The 17,815-nt window shown below is 71.6% G+C and carries 16 protein-coding genes; 7 read left to right on the forward strand and 9 right to left on the reverse strand.

The window, feature by feature from the left end:
- Nucleotides 1-27: 27 nt before the first annotated feature.
- The 3 genes from ABT294_RS05890 to ABT294_RS05900 are packed head-to-tail and all read right to left on the reverse strand — an operon-like array spanning nucleotide 28 to nucleotide 2,927.
- A complete protein-coding gene (locus tag ABT294_RS05890; RefSeq protein ID WP_350803852.1) occupies nucleotides 28-786 on the reverse strand; it encodes an MBL fold metallo-hydrolase in 759 nt (252 codons plus the stop codon).
- A 6-nt stretch (nucleotides 787-792) separates the two neighbouring features.
- Nucleotides 793-1,398: a TetR/AcrR family transcriptional regulator gene (locus tag ABT294_RS05895; RefSeq protein ID WP_350803853.1), complete on the reverse strand. Its 606-nt coding sequence runs from the start codon at nucleotides 1,396-1,398 to the stop codon at nucleotides 793-795.
- Nucleotides 1,399-1,421: 23 nt separating this feature from the next.
- The gene (locus ABT294_RS05900) at nucleotides 1,422-2,927 is read right to left on the reverse strand and encodes a succinic semialdehyde dehydrogenase (RefSeq protein ID WP_350803855.1); all 1,506 of its coding nucleotides are present in this window, start codon (nucleotides 2,925-2,927) and stop codon (nucleotides 1,422-1,424) included.
- A gap of 74 nt (nucleotides 2,928-3,001) precedes the next feature.
- Between ABT294_RS05900 and ABT294_RS05905 the strand changes: the two genes are divergently transcribed.
- The 3 genes from ABT294_RS05905 to ABT294_RS05915 all read left to right on the forward strand — a co-directional run bounded on the left by ABT294_RS05905 (nucleotide 3,002) and on the right by ABT294_RS05915 (nucleotide 8,447).
- Nucleotides 3,002-5,173, forward strand: a complete 2,172-nt coding sequence (locus tag ABT294_RS05905; RefSeq protein WP_350803856.1) for a serine/threonine protein kinase — start codon at nucleotides 3,002-3,004, stop codon at nucleotides 5,171-5,173.
- Between the two features lie 32 nt (nucleotides 5,174-5,205).
- Nucleotides 5,206-7,146 carry a beta-propeller domain-containing protein gene (locus ABT294_RS05910; RefSeq protein WP_350803857.1) on the forward strand — a complete coding sequence of 647 codons (1,941 nt, stop codon included), beginning with the start codon at nucleotides 5,206-5,208 and terminating at the stop codon, nucleotides 7,144-7,146.
- Nucleotides 7,147-7,271: 125 nt separating this feature from the next.
- A complete protein-coding gene (locus ABT294_RS05915) occupies nucleotides 7,272-8,447 on the forward strand; it encodes a helix-turn-helix transcriptional regulator (protein WP_350803859.1) in 1,176 nt (391 codons plus the stop codon).
- Between the two features lie 70 nt (nucleotides 8,448-8,517).
- Here the strand turns inward: ABT294_RS05915 and ABT294_RS05920 are convergent, their stop codons facing one another.
- The gene (locus ABT294_RS05920; protein ID WP_350803860.1) at nucleotides 8,518-10,254 is read right to left on the reverse strand and encodes a glycerol-3-phosphate dehydrogenase/oxidase; all 1,737 of its coding nucleotides are present in this window, start codon (nucleotides 10,252-10,254) and stop codon (nucleotides 8,518-8,520) included.
- Between the two features lie 72 nt (nucleotides 10,255-10,326).
- Nucleotides 10,327-11,097, reverse strand: a complete 771-nt coding sequence (locus ABT294_RS05925) for a DeoR/GlpR family DNA-binding transcription regulator (RefSeq protein ID WP_350803861.1) — start codon at nucleotides 11,095-11,097, stop codon at nucleotides 10,327-10,329.
- 131 nt (nucleotides 11,098-11,228) lie between these two features.
- Between ABT294_RS05925 and ABT294_RS05930 the strand changes: the two genes are divergently transcribed.
- Genes ABT294_RS05930 through ABT294_RS05945 form a run of 4 tightly spaced genes read left to right on the forward strand, consistent with a single transcriptional unit; the run spans nucleotide 11,229 to nucleotide 14,974 of the window.
- A complete protein-coding gene (locus ABT294_RS05930) occupies nucleotides 11,229-12,101 on the forward strand; it encodes an SIS domain-containing protein (RefSeq protein WP_350803862.1) in 873 nt (290 codons plus the stop codon).
- Nucleotides 12,098-13,231 carry an N-acetylglucosamine-6-phosphate deacetylase gene (nagA, locus tag ABT294_RS05935; protein WP_350803863.1) on the forward strand — a complete coding sequence of 378 codons (1,134 nt, stop codon included), beginning with the start codon at nucleotides 12,098-12,100 and terminating at the stop codon, nucleotides 13,229-13,231. The genes ABT294_RS05930 and nagA overlap by 4 nt, the downstream gene beginning before the upstream one ends.
- On the forward strand, nucleotides 13,231-14,139 hold the full coding sequence (locus ABT294_RS05940; RefSeq protein WP_350803865.1) for a 1-phosphofructokinase family hexose kinase: 909 nt from the start codon (nucleotides 13,231-13,233) through the stop codon (nucleotides 14,137-14,139). The genes nagA and ABT294_RS05940 overlap by 1 nt, the downstream gene beginning before the upstream one ends.
- Before the next feature lie 10 nt (nucleotides 14,140-14,149).
- On the forward strand, nucleotides 14,150-14,974 hold the full coding sequence (locus ABT294_RS05945; RefSeq protein WP_350803866.1) for a class II fructose-bisphosphate aldolase: 825 nt from the start codon (nucleotides 14,150-14,152) through the stop codon (nucleotides 14,972-14,974).
- Here the strand turns inward: ABT294_RS05945 and ABT294_RS05950 are convergent.
- The 4 genes from ABT294_RS05950 to ABT294_RS05965 form a co-directional block, all read right to left on the reverse strand.
- Nucleotides 14,964-15,422 carry a GNAT family N-acetyltransferase gene (locus tag ABT294_RS05950; protein WP_350803867.1) on the reverse strand — a complete coding sequence of 153 codons (459 nt, stop codon included), beginning with the start codon at nucleotides 15,420-15,422 and terminating at the stop codon, nucleotides 14,964-14,966. The genes ABT294_RS05945 and ABT294_RS05950 overlap by 11 nt on opposite strands.
- A complete protein-coding gene (locus ABT294_RS05955; protein ID WP_350803868.1) occupies nucleotides 15,419-15,622 on the reverse strand; it encodes a hypothetical protein in 204 nt (67 codons plus the stop codon). Before ABT294_RS05955 ends, ABT294_RS05950 begins: the two co-directional genes overlap by 4 nt.
- A 228-nt stretch (nucleotides 15,623-15,850) precedes the next feature.
- Nucleotides 15,851-16,537: an SDR family oxidoreductase gene (locus ABT294_RS05960; RefSeq protein WP_350803870.1), complete on the reverse strand. Its 687-nt coding sequence runs from the start codon at nucleotides 16,535-16,537 to the stop codon at nucleotides 15,851-15,853.
- A gap of 155 nt (nucleotides 16,538-16,692) precedes the next feature.
- Nucleotides 16,693-17,814 (reverse strand): GuaB3 family IMP dehydrogenase-related protein, encoded by a 1,122-nt coding sequence (locus ABT294_RS05965; RefSeq protein ID WP_350803871.1) that lies wholly within the window; start codon nucleotides 17,812-17,814, stop codon nucleotides 16,693-16,695.
- Nucleotide 17,815: the final 1 nt, after the last annotated feature.

Here is a 17,815-nt window from a genome sequence, read left to right on the forward strand (position 1 = left end):
TCCCACAGCCCGCTGAGGCTCCCGCCGTCAGCGGAGAGTCAGCCGCCGGCCGGGGTCCGGCACGTGCGCCCGCTCGCCCAGGGCGGCGAGCGCCTTGGGGAGCGTGTCCCTGCCGTGGGTGAAGTGGGCCCAGTGCTCGAAGTGCAGCGGGACGACGTGCCGGGCACCGAGGACGTCCGCCGCCGTGGCCACGTCCTCGCTGGTCAGGGTGAGGTACGCATCACCGGCCAGCGGCGTCTTGGCGCCTCCGGCGAACAGGATCGCCACGTCGGCCCCGCCGGTCCGCTCGGCGATGGCCCTGACCACGTCCAGGGAGGCGTTGTCGCCGCTGACGTACACGGTCGGCAGGCCCTCGCCGCTGAGCACGAACCCGGTCACCTCGCCCACCAGGTGCTCCGACCCGTCGGGGCCGTGCTGGGCGGGGACGCCGGTGATCCGCAGTGTGCCTCCGTCGGGGCGGGGCAGGTCGACGTGCGTCCAGTTGGGCAGGGCCCGGACGGGGTCGCCGAGCCGCTCGGCCGCCGCGCCCGTGGACAGCACCACCGGCGCCGACGCCAGGAAGGCGCGCCCGGCTCTGTCGAGGTTGTCGGGGTGCTGGTCGTGCGAGAGCAGGACGGCGTCCACGGCTCCGACCTCTTCCGGCCCGAACGCCGGCCCTCCGGTCTTGCTGAGGGCCCGGTCACCGATCGGGTAGTCGCCCGGCGGGTCGAACGTCGGGTCCGTCAGCAGGCGCAGCCCACCCAGGTCGAGCACGGCGGTTGGCCCGCCCACGTAGCGAATCTCCATGCTCTGCTACGACATTCCTGAAATAGGGGCTATTCCCCCTGCCAGGCCGTCGACGATCCTCCGCACCGTGCGGTGGCAGAGCTCGCGGAAGTCCGACTCCTTCATCGCGACCCGGCCGCCCAGATAGTGCTGGACCAGCCCCTGGGCGGCCGAGGTGACCGTGAGCGTGACCTCCAGCGGGTCGTCCTCCCGCAGCAGGCCCACGTGCATGCCCTCCTCGACCAGCTTCACCAGGGCGCCGAATGGCCCCTCGTCGGCGTGGAAGTCGTCAGGGAAGCGCTTCGCCCGTGCCCACGGGTCCAGCATCAGGAAGGTGTAGAGGTGCGGGCTGCCGAGCGCGAAGTCGAGGAAGTCGTCCAGCATCGCGTCGATCCGCTCTACCAGCCCGCCGGTCACCGGCCGCTGCTGCCACCTGCCGGCCAGTTCGCGGGCGCAGGTGTCGGCGACGGCCCGGAGCAGCGCCTCGCGGTTGGGGTAGTGCCGGTAGATGGCCATCGCGGTGATGCCGGCGGCCTCGCCGACCCGCCGCATGCTCACGGCGTCGGCGCCCTCCTCGACCACGATCCGCTGTGCCACGGCCGCGATGCGCGCGGCCGTTCCCTGGTCACTCATCGTTTACAGTGTATACGCCGCGATCACTTCAGGCGCAGCCTCCGCATCGTCTTGAGCGTGGTCGCCAGCACGTCCGCCCAGGTCTCGGCCGACAGGTCGAACGGCGGCTCGAAGCCCAGCCAGGACGCCTGCGAGGCCACGGTCTGCGCCTCGGTGTAGCGCAGCAGGCCCTCCGCGCCGTGCCTGCGGCCGAGCCCCGACGCCTTCATCCCGCCCATCGGCGCGTCGTAGGACGCGTACGCGGAGGCGTACCCCTCGTTGACGTTGACGGTCCCGGCCCTGAGCCTGGCGGCGAGCGCGCGACCGCGGGACGGATCGGACGTCCAGACGGACGCGTTCAGCCCGTAGGCGGTGTCGTTGGCCAGCTCGACCGCCTCGCCGTCGGACGAGAACGCCGACACGGCGACCACCGGGCCGAAGGTCTCCTCGCGGCACAGCCGCATGTCCTCGGTGACCCCGGTGAGGACGGTCGGCTCGTAGAAGTACGGGCCGAGGTCCGGCCTGGGCTTGCCACCGGTGAGCAGCTTCGCCCCCTTGGCCACCGCGTCCTCGACGTGCGCGGTGACCGCGTCGAGCTGGCGCTGGGAGGTGAGCGAGCCCATCTGCACCGACCAGTCGTGGCCCGCGCCGAGTTTGAGGTTGCCGGCCTGCCTGGCGAACCGCTCGGCGAACACGTCGAACACGGACTCGTGCGCGTACAGCCGCTCGACCGACAGGCAGAGCTGCCCCGCGTTGGTGAAGCAGGCCCGGATGGCGCCCTGCACGGCCCGGTCGACGTCGGCGTCGTCGAGGACCAGCATCGGGTTCTTGCCGCCGAGCTCCAGCGAGCAGCCGATGAGCCGCTTGGCCGCCTCCTCGGCGATCTTCCTGCCGCCGCGGGTGGAGCCGGTGAAGGCGACGTAGTCGGCGCCGTCGAGCAGCGCGTCGCCGATCTCGGCGGGCTCGCCCAGCACGACCTGCCAGATCTCGCGCGGCATGCCCAGCTCGGCCAGCAGGTCGATGGTCCACAACGTGGACTGGGCGGTCTGCGTGTCGGGCTTGTGGACGAGCGCGTTGCCCGCCAGCAGCGCGGGCACGGCGTCGGTGACGCCGAGCGACAGCGGGTAGTTCCACGGCGAGATCAGCGCGACCACGCCCTTGGGCTGGCGCAGCTCGCGCACCTGGGTGGCGAGGGGGAAGATGGCGGCGCGCCTGCGCGGGACGAGCAGGCCGGGGGCGCGGCGCGCGTAGTAGAGGGCGCAGCCCGCGACGTCCAGCACCTCCTCGAAGGCGTGCTTGCGGGCCTTGCCCGTCTCGTCCTGGAGGATGTCGAGGATCTCGTCGCGGCGGTCCAGGATCGCGTCGTGGAGCAGCAGGAACGGGCGTGCCCGCTCGACGGCCGGCAGCGCGGCCCAGCCGGTCCCGGCCGCCCTGGCCTTGCCGTAGGCGGTGCGTACGTCGTCGGGGCTGGATACGGGCAGCTCGGTGAGGGGTTCGCCGGTGAAGGGGGCGATGATCTCGCGGGTACCGCCGCTGGACGTCACGTGCATTACAGAAGGATATTCCGTGAACCTACCGGCGGGTAGTTTTTGCGGATCCCTTGCCTGGGGCCAGAATCCCTTTCATGCCATCCATCGCGTCGCTCAGACCCGGAGACCCCGAGAGGCTGGGGGGCCTGGAGCTCCTAGGCAGGCTCGGCGAGGGCGGTCAGGGCGTCGTCTACCTGGCCAGAGACCCGTCGGGCACGCGCGTGGCCGTCAAGTGGCTGCGCTCCGACCAGGCGGGCGACGAGGTGAGCGTCGGGCGGTTCCTGCGCGAGGTGCAGGTGGCCCAGCAGGTGGCCCCGTTCTGCACCGCCGCCGTCCTCGGCACCGGGGTCGAGCACGACCGGCCGTACATCGTCAGCGAGTTCATCGAGGGGCCGTCGCTCCAGCGGGTGGTGCAGGAGGAGGGGCCGCGCACGGGGTCCGCGCTGCACCGGCTGGCCATCGGCACGGTCACCGCGCTGGCGGCGATCCACCAGGCCGGGATCGTGCACCGCGACTTCAAGCCCGCCAACGTGATCGTGGGCGCCGACGGCCCGCGTGTGATCGACTTCGGCATCGCCCGCGCGCTCAACGCCACCTCGACGATCAGCAGCATGCCGGTCGGCACGCCGTCGTACATGCCTCCCGAGCAGATCATGGGGCACACCGTCGGGCCCGCGGCCGACCTGTTCTCGTGGGGCAGCACGATGGTGTTCGCCGCGTCGGGGCGGGCGCCGTTCGGCAGCGACACGATGCCCGCCGTGATCAACCGGGTGCTGAGCCAGCAGCCCGACCTGGGCGTGCTCGACGGGCCACTGCGTGACGTGGTGGCCGCGTGCCTGGCCAAGGACCCCGCGCAGCGGCCGACGGCCGAGCAGGTGATGATGCGGCTGCTCCAGCACCCGGTGCCGAACTCGGGCATGCTCGCCCAGGGGGCCGCCGCGGCGGCCCCCGCCTGGCAGTCCCACCCCCAGGCACCGCCGCCCGGCCACCAGGGCCCGCCCTCGTATCCGGCGCCGGTCGCGCACCAGGCGCCGCACGGCTACGCGGGGCCGCCGTCGCATCCGGTCATGCCCGCCCAGGCCGGGCCGCCGTCCCACCCGGCGATGCCCGCCCAGGCGGGCCCGCCCCCGCATTCGGCACCGACGACGCATCCCAGCGTCTACCAGACGGGCTATCCGCAGGCTCCGGGACGGCGGAGCAAGGCGCTGGTCCTCATCGGCAGCGCCATCGGGGTGGCCCTGCTGCTGCTCGCCGGGCTGGTCGTGGTCATCAACACGAACAAGGACACGGCCGCCGCGCCGTCCACCACCCCTACGAACGGCAGGAGCAGGAAGCCGGTCACGCCGAGGCCCACGGGCGTGCCGCAGGCGGGCAAGCCCGTGAAGCTGACCGGCGGCTCGATCATGCTGTACGAGAACCCGGCCGACCCCATCACGCTGACCTCGTACGAGATCTTCAACAAGAAGGCCGACGACTGGGTCGACTACGCCAGGGGCTCGCTGCGCGGCACGTTCGCCAAGTACGCCGGCAACTGGGAGTCCATGGTCTCGTCCGACGGCCACTACCTCGCGGGCCGGGGCAAGAACTACACCTCCGACGACTACGACTCGGTGATCATCACCGACCGGCGGACGGGCACCAGGTCCACGATCAAGACCGTGAAGAAGCCGCTGATCAGCAGCATCCGCTCCTGGTCGCGGGACAACTCGAAGATCCTGCTCAACATCGAGCAGGAGAACCGCGGCAAATGGACCTACCTCGGCTTCGTGATCGTGGACGTCGCCGCGGAGAAGGCCAGCGTCGTCAAGGTGGCCGACACCTCCATCCGCAAGACGGCCTTCGGCTGGGACGGCGACGAGAAGGGCGTCGTCAACCTGTCGGGCAAGAGCACGCTGCGCTTCTTCGACGCCTCCGGCAAGGCCACCCACGACGCCCCGGACATCGGCGAGCTGGCGTCCGGCACCCGCGACCTCTTCTCCCCCTCGGGCAAGCTCTTCGTGTCGAACTGCCCGGGCGGCGGCGACGGCGACCACTGCGTCTGGGACTCCGGGACGGGCAAGCGGGTCCGCAAGTTCGCCTCCGACTGCGACAAGGTCCTCGGCTGGTACGACGAGACCCACCTGTTCTGCTGGGAGCAGGACAACGAGGACCGTGACCAGGTCCAGGTGGTGGCCTTCGACGGCAAACTGGTGCGCAAGCTGCTGGAGATCCCCGACGCGGTCGACTTCAGCCCCGTCTTCACCGTCAATCAGGCCCCGCGTTCCTGAACCTCCGCGTCCTGGCATCCGTCAAGGAGGTCATGAAGACGCTGATCCGTACGGCCCTGACCGCTGCGGGCCTCGCGACGGCCATCGCCGCCTGCAGCTCGTCCACGGGGAGCCCGGGGGGCGGCGCGCCCGTGCGGCTGGACGCGGTGCGCCTGGTCTCCTACAGCAGCTGCGACGACATGCTCGGCGGGCTGCGCGAGCACGCGGCGGCCAACGTCGGCCCGTGGGGCTTCGGCGGCCCCCCGATCTACATGATGCGCGACAACGCGATGGCCACCCCCGAGGCCAAGGCCAAGTCCGACGCGGCGCCCGAGCACTCCACGACCAACGTGCACGAGGCCGGCGTGGACGAGCCGGACGTGGTCAAGACCGACGGCAACCGGGTCATCACGGTCAACGGCGGCACGTTGCGGATCATCGACACGGCCACCAGGAAGGTCACCGCGTCGCTCGACCTCACGAAGCAGGGCGAACCCGCCTACACCCCGGCCGACCTGCTGGTCTCGGGCGACCGGGCGCTGGTGCTGTTCCAGGGCGGCAACGTGATGTACAAGTCGTTCGCGCCGCAGGGCGAGACCAGGTACGTGCTGGTGGACCTGGCGGGCGAGCCGAAGGTGATCGGCACGGTCAAGCCGCAGGGCAGCTACGTCGACGCCCGGATGGTCGGCTCGACGGTCAGGATCGTCACCCGGAGCCAGCCTGACATCGAATTCCCCCCACCCAAGGACAACACGGCCGACCCCGAGCGCGTGAAGCTCAACGAGGACGTGGTCCGGCGGGCGCCGATCGACGCCTGGCTGCCCAAGGTCGAGATCACCGACGCGTCCGGCAAGGTCAGCAAGGCGTCGGTGCCGTGCGAGCGGGTCAGCCACCCGGACGACTACACCGGCACCTCGCTGATGACGGTCCACACGATCGACCTGGCGCAGGGGCTCACGGAGGCGGGCACCGACCCGATCGCCCTGGCCGCCGACGGCGACACCGTCTACGGCACCGGCCAGAGCCTCTACGTGACGAGCAACCCGCGCTGGTGGTCCCGGGGTGTGCCGGTGGGGGCAGTGGAGGACGTGGCCCCCGCCACCGAGCCGACCACCACTGAGCCGACCGCCACCAAGTCGCCGGTCAAGGAGCCCCCGGAGGAGACCGAGGTCCACCGCTTCGACATCGGCAAGGCGGGGCCGCCCTCGTACGTGGCCTCGGGCAAGGTTCCCGGGCGACTGCTGAACCAGTACTCGCTGTCGGAGTACGAGGGGAACCTGCGGGTGGCGACCACGCTCACCACCGAGAAGTCCAGCACGAGCAGCGTGTCCGTGCTCAGGGCCGACACGCTGGCGAAGGTCGGCTCGGTCGGCGGGCTGGGCGAGGGCGAGCGGATCTACTCGGTCAGGTTCATCGGCCCGGTCGGCTACTGCGTCACGTTCAAACAGGTCGATCCGCTCTACACGCTCGACCTGCGCGACCCGTCCGCGCCGAAGGTCACCGGCGAGCTGAAGATCACCGGCTACTCCGCCTACTTGCACCCCGGCAACGAGGGGCGGCTGATCGGCATCGGCCAGGAGGCCAGCGAGAAGGGCAGGACCCTCGGCACGCAGATCTCGCTGTTCGACGTCAGTGACCCGGCGAACCCGAAGCGGCTGTCGCAGCTGTTCCAGAAGGATTCGGGCTCGGAGGCCGAATGGGACCCGCACGCGTTCCTGTACTGGCCGAAGACCGGGCTGTCGGTGATCCCGATGAACACCTACAGCGAGAACCGGGAGGAGGTCGGCGCGGTCGTGCTGAAGATCGACGACTCCGCGGTGACCAAGGTCGGCCTGATCCAGCACCCGGTGCAGAAGCAGCGGGACCAGTCCTACCAGCCGGGCATCCAGCGCTCGATGGTGATCGGCGACGCGATCTGGACCGTCTCCTACGACGGCGTGCAGGTGAACGACGCCACCACGCTGGCGAAGCAGGCGTGGATTCCGCTGCACTAAAGCCGCAGGACTAAACCTATGGACACAATGCCAGAAATAATCACTATGGACATAAAGCTACAAATAATGAAAAATTCATTGACAATGTGAAGTCAATCGGGCCGGGCGGGTGCGGTATGCCATTCGTGGGTCGAGAACGGGAACTCCGTCAGCTCACGGACGCTCTCACCCGCCCCCCGGTCGTGGTGCTCATCGAGGGCGAGGCGGGGGTCGGCAAGACCCGCCTGCTCCACGAGCTGGCCGTCCGTCCGATGTTGGTCGGCAACTGCCACCCGATGCGCTTCCCGTACGGACCGATCGTGGAAGCGCTGCGACACGCCTGCCCGCCCGCGCACCTCAACCCCGTCACCGGCGCATTACGCCCGTTCCTGCCGGAATATGCCCATCTGCTGCCGCCCACCCCGCCCCCTCTTCAGGACCCGCAGGTCGAGCGGCATCGACTCTTCCGTGCCGTGCTGTCGCTGCTGGACTCGCTCCAGCCGATCACGCTGGTCGTCGAGGACGTCCACTGGGTCGACGGCGACACCAGGGAGCTGCTCTCCTTCCTGGCGCGCTGCCTGCCCGACACGGTCAACCTGGTGCTCACCTACCGGGCGGAGGAGCTGTGCCATCCCGTGGCCGAGCCGCTCGCGCACCTACCGCCGCACATCGACCACGCCGAGCTGGCGCTCGCCCCCCTCGACGCCGAGGAGACCGCGCTGCTGGCCAAGCACCTGCTGCCCGGCACCGCCCTCGACCTCTGGCCGCTCACCGGGGGCGTGCCGTACGCGATCGAAGAGGTGTCCCGCATGCTCGCCGAGGGCCGCGAGCCGGGAACCCCTCCGGCGCTGCGCGACGCCGTCCTGCTCAAGCTGGAGGCGCTGCCGCTGGCCGCGCTCAGGCTCGTGCAGGCGGCGGCCGTGCTGGACGAGCCGGTCGGCGAGGAGTCGCTCGCCACCGTGGCGGGTGTGCCGCCCGAGCAGGCCGAGCGCGGGCTCGCCGAGGCGGTGCGGCGCGGCCTGCTGCGCGAGTGGACGCCCTGCCAGTACAGCCTGCGCCAGCCCCTGACCAGGCAGGCGATCTGCGAGTCGATCACCCCGGCGGCCAGGCGGCGGCTGAGACGCCGGATCGAGGCGCCCGCGCAGCCCCAGGGCACCCTCTCCCCCAGGGAGGAGCAGGTGGTCGGCCTGGCCGCCGAAGGGCTGACGAACAAGGAGATCGCCGAGAGCCTCTTCCTGTCGCCCAGAACCGTCGAGGTCCACGTCGCCAACGCGCTGCGCAAGCTGGGCCTCACCTCACGCAGGCAGCTCAGGAGCTCATAGGGGCGTGGGCCGTCGATCACTGCCAGTTCAACGGCTCCGCCTCGCCCCCGATCAGCGGCGCGGGCCGCTGTCACGAGTGCTCGGGCGCGACCACCGGCTCGATCTCGGGGGCGCCCAGCCTGATGGCGTCCGCCTCCTGGTCGGTGTCCTGCTCCTGGGAGAGCCGCTCGGCCTCGACCCGTTTGGAGTAGTACTCGACCTCGCGTTTGACCTGCTCGCCGTCCCAGTCGAGGGGGACGGCCAGCAACTCGGCCGCCTCCTGGGCGACGGCCACGCCGCGATGGAAGGTCTCGATCGAGATGTGCGTGCGGCGGGTCAGCACGTCGTTCAGGTGCCGGGCGCCCTCGTGCGTGGCGGCGTAGACGATCTCCGCGCGCAGGTAGTCGTCGGCGCCGTTCAGCGGCCTGGCCAGGGAACTGTCGCTCTCGATGAGCTCCAGCACCTCCTCGATGAGCGAGCCGTACCGCTGGAGCAGGTGCTCGATGCGCGCCACGTGCAGCCCGGACTTCTGCGCGAGCCGGTGCCTGGAGTTCCACAGCGCCTGGTAGCCCTCGGCCCCCACCAGCGGGACCCTGTCGGTGCAGGACTGCGGCACCCGCTGGTCCAGCCCGTGCGCGACGGCGTCGACCGCGTCCTTGGCCATCACCCGGTAGGTCGTGTACTTGCCTCCGGCGATCATCACCAGGCCCGGGACGGGATGGGCCACCACGTGCTCGCGCGACAGCTTGGACGTCTCCTCCGACTCCCCCGACAGCAGCGGCCGCAGCCCCGCGTAGACGCCCTCCACGTCGTCGCGGGTCAGCGGCACCGACAGCACCGCGTTCACGTGGTCGAGCAGGTAGTCGATGTCCGTGCTCGACGCGGCCGGGTGCGCCTTGTCCAGGGTCCACTCGGTGTCGGTGGTGCCGATGATCCAGTGTCGCCCCCACGGAATCACGAAAAGTACCGATTTTTCGGTGCGAAGGATGATTCCGGCCAGAGAGTGGATCCGGTCCTTGGGCACCACCAGGTGGATCCCCTTGGACGCCCGGACGTGGATCTGGCCGCGTCCTCCCACCAGTTCCTGGATGTCGTCGGTCCACACGCCGGTCGCGTTGACGACCTGCCGCGCCCGGATCTCCACCTCGTTGCCGCTCTCCAGGTCGCGCACCCGCACGCCGGTGACGCGCTCCCCCTCCCGCAGGAACCCCACGACCTGGGCACGCGGTGCGACCTGCGCGCCGTAGGTGGCCGCCGTGCGCAGCACCGTCATCACGTACCGCGCGTCGTCCACCTGCGCGTCCCAGTACTGGACGGCCCCCGTGAAGGCGGCCTTCCGCAGCGCGGGCGCCAGCCGCAGCGCCCGGCTCCTGGACAGGTGCCGGTGCCCCGGCACGCCACGGGCGAGCCCGGTGGCGAACCCGAGCGTGTCGTACAGCGCCACCCCCGCCCCCACATACGGCCGTTCCCACCCGAAGTGCGTCATCGGGAACAGGAACGGCACCGGGCGCACCAGGTGCGGCGCGATCCGCTGCAGCAGCAGCGCGCGCTCCTGCAGCGCCTCCCTGACGAGCTCGAAGTTGAGCTGCTCCAGGTAACGCAGCCCGCCGTGGATCAGTTTGGACGAGCGCGACGACGTCCCCGAGGCGAAGTCACGCGCCTCGACCAGGCCGACGTCCAGGCCCCTGGTGGCGGCGTCGAGCGCGACACCCGCGCCGACCACGCCGCCGCCGACCACGACCACGTCCAGCTCCTGCGCGGCCATCCGGGCCAGCGCCGCCGTGCGCCCGACGGGCCCGAGCCGAGCCACACCCCTTCCGGCCGTCATGTTCATCCCCCTGGGTCCGTCTCGCCCGGGATACGTACCCGGGCGGGTGTCTCCCTATTGCGCGATCGTCGACTAGGCACGGACGACCTTCACGCCGGCGTCGGTGAGCTGGGTCGCCAGGGCGTCGGAGAGGAGGGCGTCCGTCACCAGGGCGTCGATCCGGGTGATGGGGCAGATGCGAGAGAAGGCCCGCTTGCCCACCTTCGAGGAGTCGGCGACCACCACCACCTGGGCCGCGCGGCTGATGAGCAGGTTGTTGACGCTGGCCTCGCCCTCGTGGTGCGCCGAGGCTCCCAGGTCCACGTCGAGGGCGTCGACGCCCAGGAACGCGATGTCCAGGGTCACCTGCTCCAGCACCCCGCTGGCCAGGGGGCCGATGAGCTCGTAGGACTGCTGCCTGGCCACGCCGCCCGTGACCACGATCTTGACGTGCTGGCGGACCGTCAGCTCCGAGGCGATGTTCAGCGCGTTGGTGACGATCGTGAAGCCCGACTCCAGGGTGGCCTGCGTCGCCAGGGTGCGGGCCAGCTCCGAGGTGGTGGTGCCGCCGTTCATGCCGACCACCGCTCCCGGCATGACCAGTTCGGCCGCCGCCGAGGCGATGCGCTGCTTCTCGTCGGCGTGCCTGGCCGTCTTGTACCGCAGCGGCAGGTCGTAGCTGACGCTCTGGGCGACCGCGCCGCCCCTGGTGCGCATGAGCATCTGCTGCTGGGCGAGCTGGTCGAAGTCGCGGCGGATCGTCGCGGTCGAGACGTCGAGCGACTGGGCCGCCTCCTCGACGGAGAGCCTGCCTTCCTGGGCGAGCAGCTCGAGAATCGCGTTCCATCGCTCATAACGGGACACGAACGTCTTCCCCCTTCGAGACCGGTCAGCAGCAAGCGTGGCACACCCAGCCAGACACAGCCAGCGGTGCACAAATCTGCTCTAATCTGATATAAAAAGCGCAGAAACAATCACATCACGGGAGGTAAGCGGTGACGACCCACACCGAAGCCGAGATCGCCTCGCAGCCCGAATGCTGGCGTCGCGCGGTCGAGAACGTTCCGACCGACGCGCTGCCGAGCCCGGGCGAGCGGGTCGCCGTCATCGGCTGCGGGACGTCATGGTTCATCGCGATGGCCTACGCCGCGCTGCGCGAGCGGGCCGGGCTCGGCGAGACCGACGCGTTCGCCGCCTCCGAGGCGCCCGTCGGCCGCCCGTACGACCGCGTGCTCGCGCTGACCCGCTCCGGCACCACCACCGAGGTCCTCGAACTCCTCAACAGGACGCGGACCCGCTCCACCGCCATCACCGCCGACCCGAACACCCCGGTCATGACGGCGGCAGGCCAGACCATCGTGCTCGACTACGCCGACGAGCGGTCCGTCGTCCAGACCCGCTTCGCCACCACCCAGCTCGCCCTGCTCCGCGCCAGCCTCGGCGAGGACCTGACCCAGGCGATCGCCGACGCCGAGCAGGCCGTGTCGGCCCCGCTCCCCGACGAACTGGTCGCCGCCGAGCAGTACAGCTTCCTCGGCACCGGCTGGTCGGTGGGCCTGGCCCAGGAGGCGGCACTGAAGATGCGCGAGGCGTCCAGGTCCTGGACGGAGGCGTACCCGGCGATGGAGTACCGCCACGGCCCGATCAGCATCGCCGGCCCCTCCCGCGTCACCTGGATGCTCGGCACCGCCCCCGAGGGCCTGCGCGAGCAGGTCGAGGCCACAGGCGGCACGTTCGTGGAGTCCGGGCTCGACCCGATGGCCGAGCTGATCAGGGCCCAGCGCGTCGCGGTGGCCAGGGCGTTCGCCAAGGGCCTCAACCCCGATGAGCCCCTGCACCTCACGCGATCTGTGATCCTTTCTTCATGAGCCTTACACTCGCCGACGCCCGCATCGTGACCCCTGAGGGAGTGCACGACGGGTGGCTGACCATCGAAGACGGCCGCATCACGCACATCGGCCGTGGATCGGCCCCCCGCGACGGCCACAGCCTGGGCGGGCGGCACGTCGTACCCGGCTTCGTCGACATCCACAACCACGGCGGGGCCGGCGGCTCCTTCCCGACCGGCGAGCAGGACCGAGCCAGACAGGCCGTGGCGCTGCACGAGCGCCACGGCACCACCACGATGATCGCGAGCCTGGTCACCGGCACGACCGACGAACTGGCCGCCGCCGCGTCCTCGCTGGCCGAGCTCTGCGACGACGGCCTGCTGGCCGGAATCCACTTCGAGGGCCCCTACATCTCCAAGGCGCGCTGCGGCGCGCACAACCCGGCGCTGCTACGCGAGCCGACGCCGCAGGAGTTCACGACCCTGGTCGAGGCCGGGCGCGGGCACGTCCGCATGCTCACGATCGCGCCCGAGCTGCCCGGCGCGCTCGACACGATCAGGGCGGCCGTGGCCCAGGGCGTCATCGCCGCGCTCGGCCACAGCGACGCCACCTTCGAGCAGACCCTGGAGGGCGTCGAAGCGGGCGCGAGCGTCGCCACCCACCTGTACAACGCGATGCCGGCGCTCGGCCACCGCGCCCCCGGCCCCGTCGCGGCGCTGCTGGAGGACGAGCGCGTCACCGTCGAGCTGATCAACGACGGCGTGCACGTCCACCCGGCGATGCTGCGCCTGGCCTTCGCCGTGGCAGGGCCGCGCAGGACCGCGCTGATCACCGACGCGATGGCCGCCACCGGCATGGGCGACGGCACCTACGTGCTCGGCTCCATGGAGGTGTCGGTCACCGACGGCGTGGCCAGGCTCGTCGAAGGCGGCTCGATCGCGGGCAGCACCCTCACCATGGACGTCGCCTTCCGCCGCGCGGTCCGGGAGGTCGGCCTGTCGCTGCCGGAGGCCGTCCAGGTGGCCTCGCTGACACCCGCCCGCGTGCTCGGCCTCGACGGCGAGGTCGGCTCGATCGCCGTCGGCAGGTTCGCCGACCTCGTGGTGCTCGACAACTCGCTGGAGGTGGCGGGCGTGATGAAGCGCGGCTCCTGGATCACGGAGCCCTGATGATCCTGACCGTGACGCTCAACGCCGCCCTCGACGTCACCTACCAGGTGCCCGGCGTCGACTGGGACGGCGTCAACCGGGTCTCCACCGTCCACAGGCGGGCGGGCGGCAAGGGAGTCAACGTCGCCCGCGTGCTCGCCGCGCTCGGCCAGGAAGTGCTGGTCACGGGGATGGCGGGCGGGCCGACCGGCGAGGCCATCGAGGCCGACCTGCGGGCGGCCGGGCTGCCGAGCGCGCTCGTCGGCGTCGCCGCCGACTCCAGGACCACGCTGGTGGTCTCCGAGACCGGCGCGAGCCGCACGGCCCTGTTCAACGAGCCCGGCCCCGAGGTCACGGCCGACGAGCTCGGAAACTTCCTGAACGCCTACACGTCCCTGCTGGCGACGGCCAGGGCGGTCGTCATCTCGGGCAGCCTGCCGAGAGGTGTCCCCGCCGACACCTACGCCACGCTGGCCGCGATCGCCGCCGAGCAGGGGGTCCCCGCCATCGTCGACGCCGACGGCGAGCCGCTCAGGCACGCGCCGAGCGGGCGTCCCTCGATCGTCAAGCCCAACGCCGAGGAACTGGCCAGGGCCGTCCCCGGAGGCGGCCCCGAGGAGGGCGCGCAGGCGCTGCGGGGCCGGGGAGCGCGGTCCGTGGTCGTGTCCATGGGGTCCGACGGGCTGCTCGCCGTCACCCCCGAGGGGACGTTCCGGGCGCGCATGCCGTACAAGGTGGAGGGCAACCCGACCGGCGCGGGCGACTCGCTGGTGGCGGGCCTGGCGCTGGGGCTCGTGGAACGGGCCGGGTGGCCCGAGACCCTCAGCAGGGCCGCCGCCCTGGGAGCCGCCGCCGTCGCGGCGCCGGTGGCCGGAGACTTCGACCGCGACGTCTACGCCGACATGCATCCGCAGATCGTCATCACGTAAGGAGCCCGTCATGCCGCTCGCCGGAATCGGCGACATCGTCCGCGAGTCCCCCGCAGGGGTGGGCGCGTTCAACGTGATCCAGCTCGAACACGCCACGGCCATCGTGGCGGGGGCGGAGGCCGTCGGGCTGCCCGTCGTCCTGCAGATCAGCGAGAACTGCGTCCGCTACCACGGCGCGCTGGAGCCGGTCGCGCTCGCCTCGCTGGCGGTCGCCCGGCAGGCGAAGGTGCCCGTCGCGGTCCATCTCGACCACGCCACCGACCGGACGCTCGTCGAGGAGGCCGTCGAGCTGGGGCTCGGGTCGGTCATGTTCGACGCGTCCGCGCTGCCCGACGAGGAGAACGTGGCGGCCACGGCCGACGTCGCCGCCTGGTGCCACGCGCGCGGCGTGTGGGTGGAGGCCGAGCTCGGCGAGGTCGGCGGCAAGGACGGCGTGCACGCGCCGGGCGCCCGCACCAAGCCGCACGAGGCGGTCGAGTACGTGTCGAGAACCGGCGTGGACGCCCTCGCGGTCGCCGTGGGCAGCTCGCACGCGATGACCACCAAGGACGCCGTGCTCGACCTCGCGCTCATCGCCGAGCTGCGCGCCGCCGTGCCGGTGCCGCTGGTGCTGCACGGCTCGTCCGGCGTCGCCGACGACACGCTGCGCGAGGCCGTCCGGCACGGCATGAAGAAGATCAACATCGCGACGCACCTGAACAAGGCGTTCACCGGCGCGGTGCGCGACTACCTGGCCCATGACGAGAAGGTCGTCGACTCGCGCAAGTACCTCAGAGCGGGCCGCGACGCCGTGGCCCGCGAGGTGACCCACCTGCTGGGCGTGCTCAGCGGCTGAGCTCCTTGCGCATCGACACCGCCTGGCGGCCCTCTAGGCTCACGCGGCCCGTCTGCACGTAGCCGAGCGACTCGTACAGGGCGATGTTCGTGGTCATCTTCACGTTCGTGTAGAGGCGGAGCGCGGGCAGGCCGAGCCGCCGCGCCTCCTCCTCCGCGAACGCCAGCAGCATCCGGCCGATGCCCTTGCCCTGCTGCTCGGGCCGGACGGCGACGTTGTCGACGAGCAGCACGCCGTCCTCGGGCACCAGCACGATCAGCCCTCCGAGCCCGCCTCCGACCCCGCCTTCGAGCCGGTCGGCCAGGTGCACGCGGCCCTCGGCGATGAGCGCGTCGTAGTCGGCCTCCATGGGCAGCGGACGCATGCCGATCACTTCCACCCACGGCTCGTAGGCGGCCTGCACCAGCTGCTCGACGGCCGCCCTGTCGGCGGTCTGCGCGGGTCTCATGCGTCCAATACTCTCAGGACGCGTTCGACCTGCCTTGCGAAGGTTCCGGGCGGATTGCGCGGGCCCTCGCCCGACAGCAGGAACAGCCAGGTGAGCGCCTGAAGCCTGCGGCACTCGCGCATCCGCCGCGCCTGCGCGGGGGTCAGCTCGACGTGGCGGACGACCTCCACGCCGACGTCCACCGGACCGTCCACCCACATCGAGACGTGCTCGCAGAGTTCGCCAGGTTGCCGTCGCCCGCGCCGAAGACCGGCGTCACCCCCGCCTCGCCGGGCCGCCAACCCTCCAGCCACCTCGCCCCCTCCCGCACGGCCCGGTCGGCCGGCGGGTTCCTCGGCTGCCAACGGGCGCACCACCCGCCGACCACGGCGAGCCCCTCCACCTGCCAGGGCCGCACCGGGATCGGCCACCAGCCCGCGCGCTTCCGGTCACCAGGGCAGCGGGTGGCCGTCGCGGAAGAAGCCGCCGCTCGGCCCGTCGTCGGGCAGATCGACCGCCCACACCACGCTGCTCGCCCCCTCGGCCACTGGACGCCCACCGGGCCCGCCCATGTCGGTCGCCACCCACCCAGGGCAGACCGCGTTGACCAGCACCCCGTCGCCGCGCAGCTCCGCGGCGAGCATCTTCGTCAGCGCGTTGAGCGCCGCCTTGGAGACGTTGTACGCGGGCGTCCCCCCGCCCATGGACGCCAGCGACCCGGCCTCGCTCGACACGTTGACGATCCGCCCGTGCGCGCTCTTGCGCAACAGCGGAAGCACGGCGAGCGCGACCCGCCACGCGCCGAGCAGGTTGGTGTCGAGGGCCTCCTGGACGACCCGGAGATCCGCGCCGCTCGCCCGCTGCCAGGTGTCGTAGTGGATGGCCGCGTTGTTGACCAGCACGTCCAGCCGCCCGTAGGAGTCACCGAGCCGGCGGGCGAGCCGGTCGACGGACCCCTGGTCCGCCACGTCGAGCTGCCGCGCCACCACCGTGCCGGGCAGCCCGCCCGCCGCCCGCTCGGCCTTGGCCAGGTCTCTGGCGGTGAGGACCACGGTGTCGCCGGCGGCGGCCAGCTGTCGCGCGACCTCCAGCCCGATGCCCCGATTCGCCCCGGTAACCAGGCACACCCGATTCATCCCGCACCCTCCCTCGCCCCGAGAACCCGACCGTACAAGATCGCGGGACCTCCCCGGCCGCACCACTCCCGCCCCGGCCACGAAGCGCCCGCTGCCCGCAGACGGAAAAGACCCGCGCCGGAGACGGCGACGGGTCTGATCCTTGGGTTCGAGCGCTACCGCTGGGTGGGAGCGACCACGACCTCGACCCGCTGGAACTCCTTGATGTCGGAGTACCCGGTAGAGGCCATGGTGCGCTTCAGCGCGCCCATCAGGTTCATCGAGCCGTCGGCGACGCTGGAGGGGCCGTGGAAGATCTGCTCCAGCGTGCCGACCGTGCCGAACTCGACCCGCCGGCCGCGCGGCAGGTCGGGGTGGTGCGCCTCGGAGCCCCAGTGGAAGCCGTGGCCGGGTGCCTCGGACGCGCGGGCCAGCGGCGAGCCGACCATCACCGCGTCGGCGCCGCACGCGATGGCCTTGGCGATGTCGCCGGACGTGCCCATGCCGCCGTCGGCGATCACGTGCACGTACCGGCCGCCGGACTCGTCGAGGTAGTCGCGGCGGGCCGCCGCCACGTCCGAGATCGCGGTCGCCATCGGGACGGCCACGCCCAGCACGTTGCGTGTGGTGTGGGACGCGCCGCCGCCGAAACCGACCAGGACGCCCGCCGCGCCCGTCCGCATGAGGTGGAGGGCGGCCGTGTAGGTGGCGCAGCCACCGACGATCACCGGGACGTCCAGCTCGTAGATGAACTGCTTGAGGTTCAGCGGCTCGGCCCGCCCGGAGACGTGCTCGGCGGAGACCGTGGTGCCGCGGATGATGAAGATGTCGACGCCCGCGTCGATGACGGCCTTGTGGTACTGGACCGTGCGCTGCGGCGACAGGCGGACCGCGGTCGTGACGCCGGACGCGCGGATCTCCTCGATCCGGCGGCCGATCAGCTCCTCCTTGATCGGCGCCGCGTAGATCTCCTGCAGCCGCTTGGTCGCGGCCTCGGCGTCGAGGGAGGCGCACTCCTCCAGCAGCGGCGACGGGTCCTCGTAGCGGGTCCACAGCCCTTCGAGGTCGAGCGGGGCCAGGCCGCCCAGCCGCCCGATCTCGATCGCGGTGGCCGGCGACACGACGCTGTCCATGGGGGCGACCACGACGGGCAGTTCGAACCGGTAGGCGTCGATCTGCCAGGCGATCGAGACCTCCTCCGGGTCACGTGTGCGCCGCGAGGGCACGAGCCCGATCTCGTCGAGCGCGTAAGCTCGGCGGCCCGTCTTGCCCCGGCCGATCTCCACCTGCTGAGTCATG

Source organism: Nonomuraea sp. NPDC000554 (assembly GCF_040300065.1).
In the GTDB taxonomy this organism is placed as follows: domain Bacteria; phylum Actinomycetota; class Actinomycetes; order Streptosporangiales; family Streptosporangiaceae; genus Nonomuraea.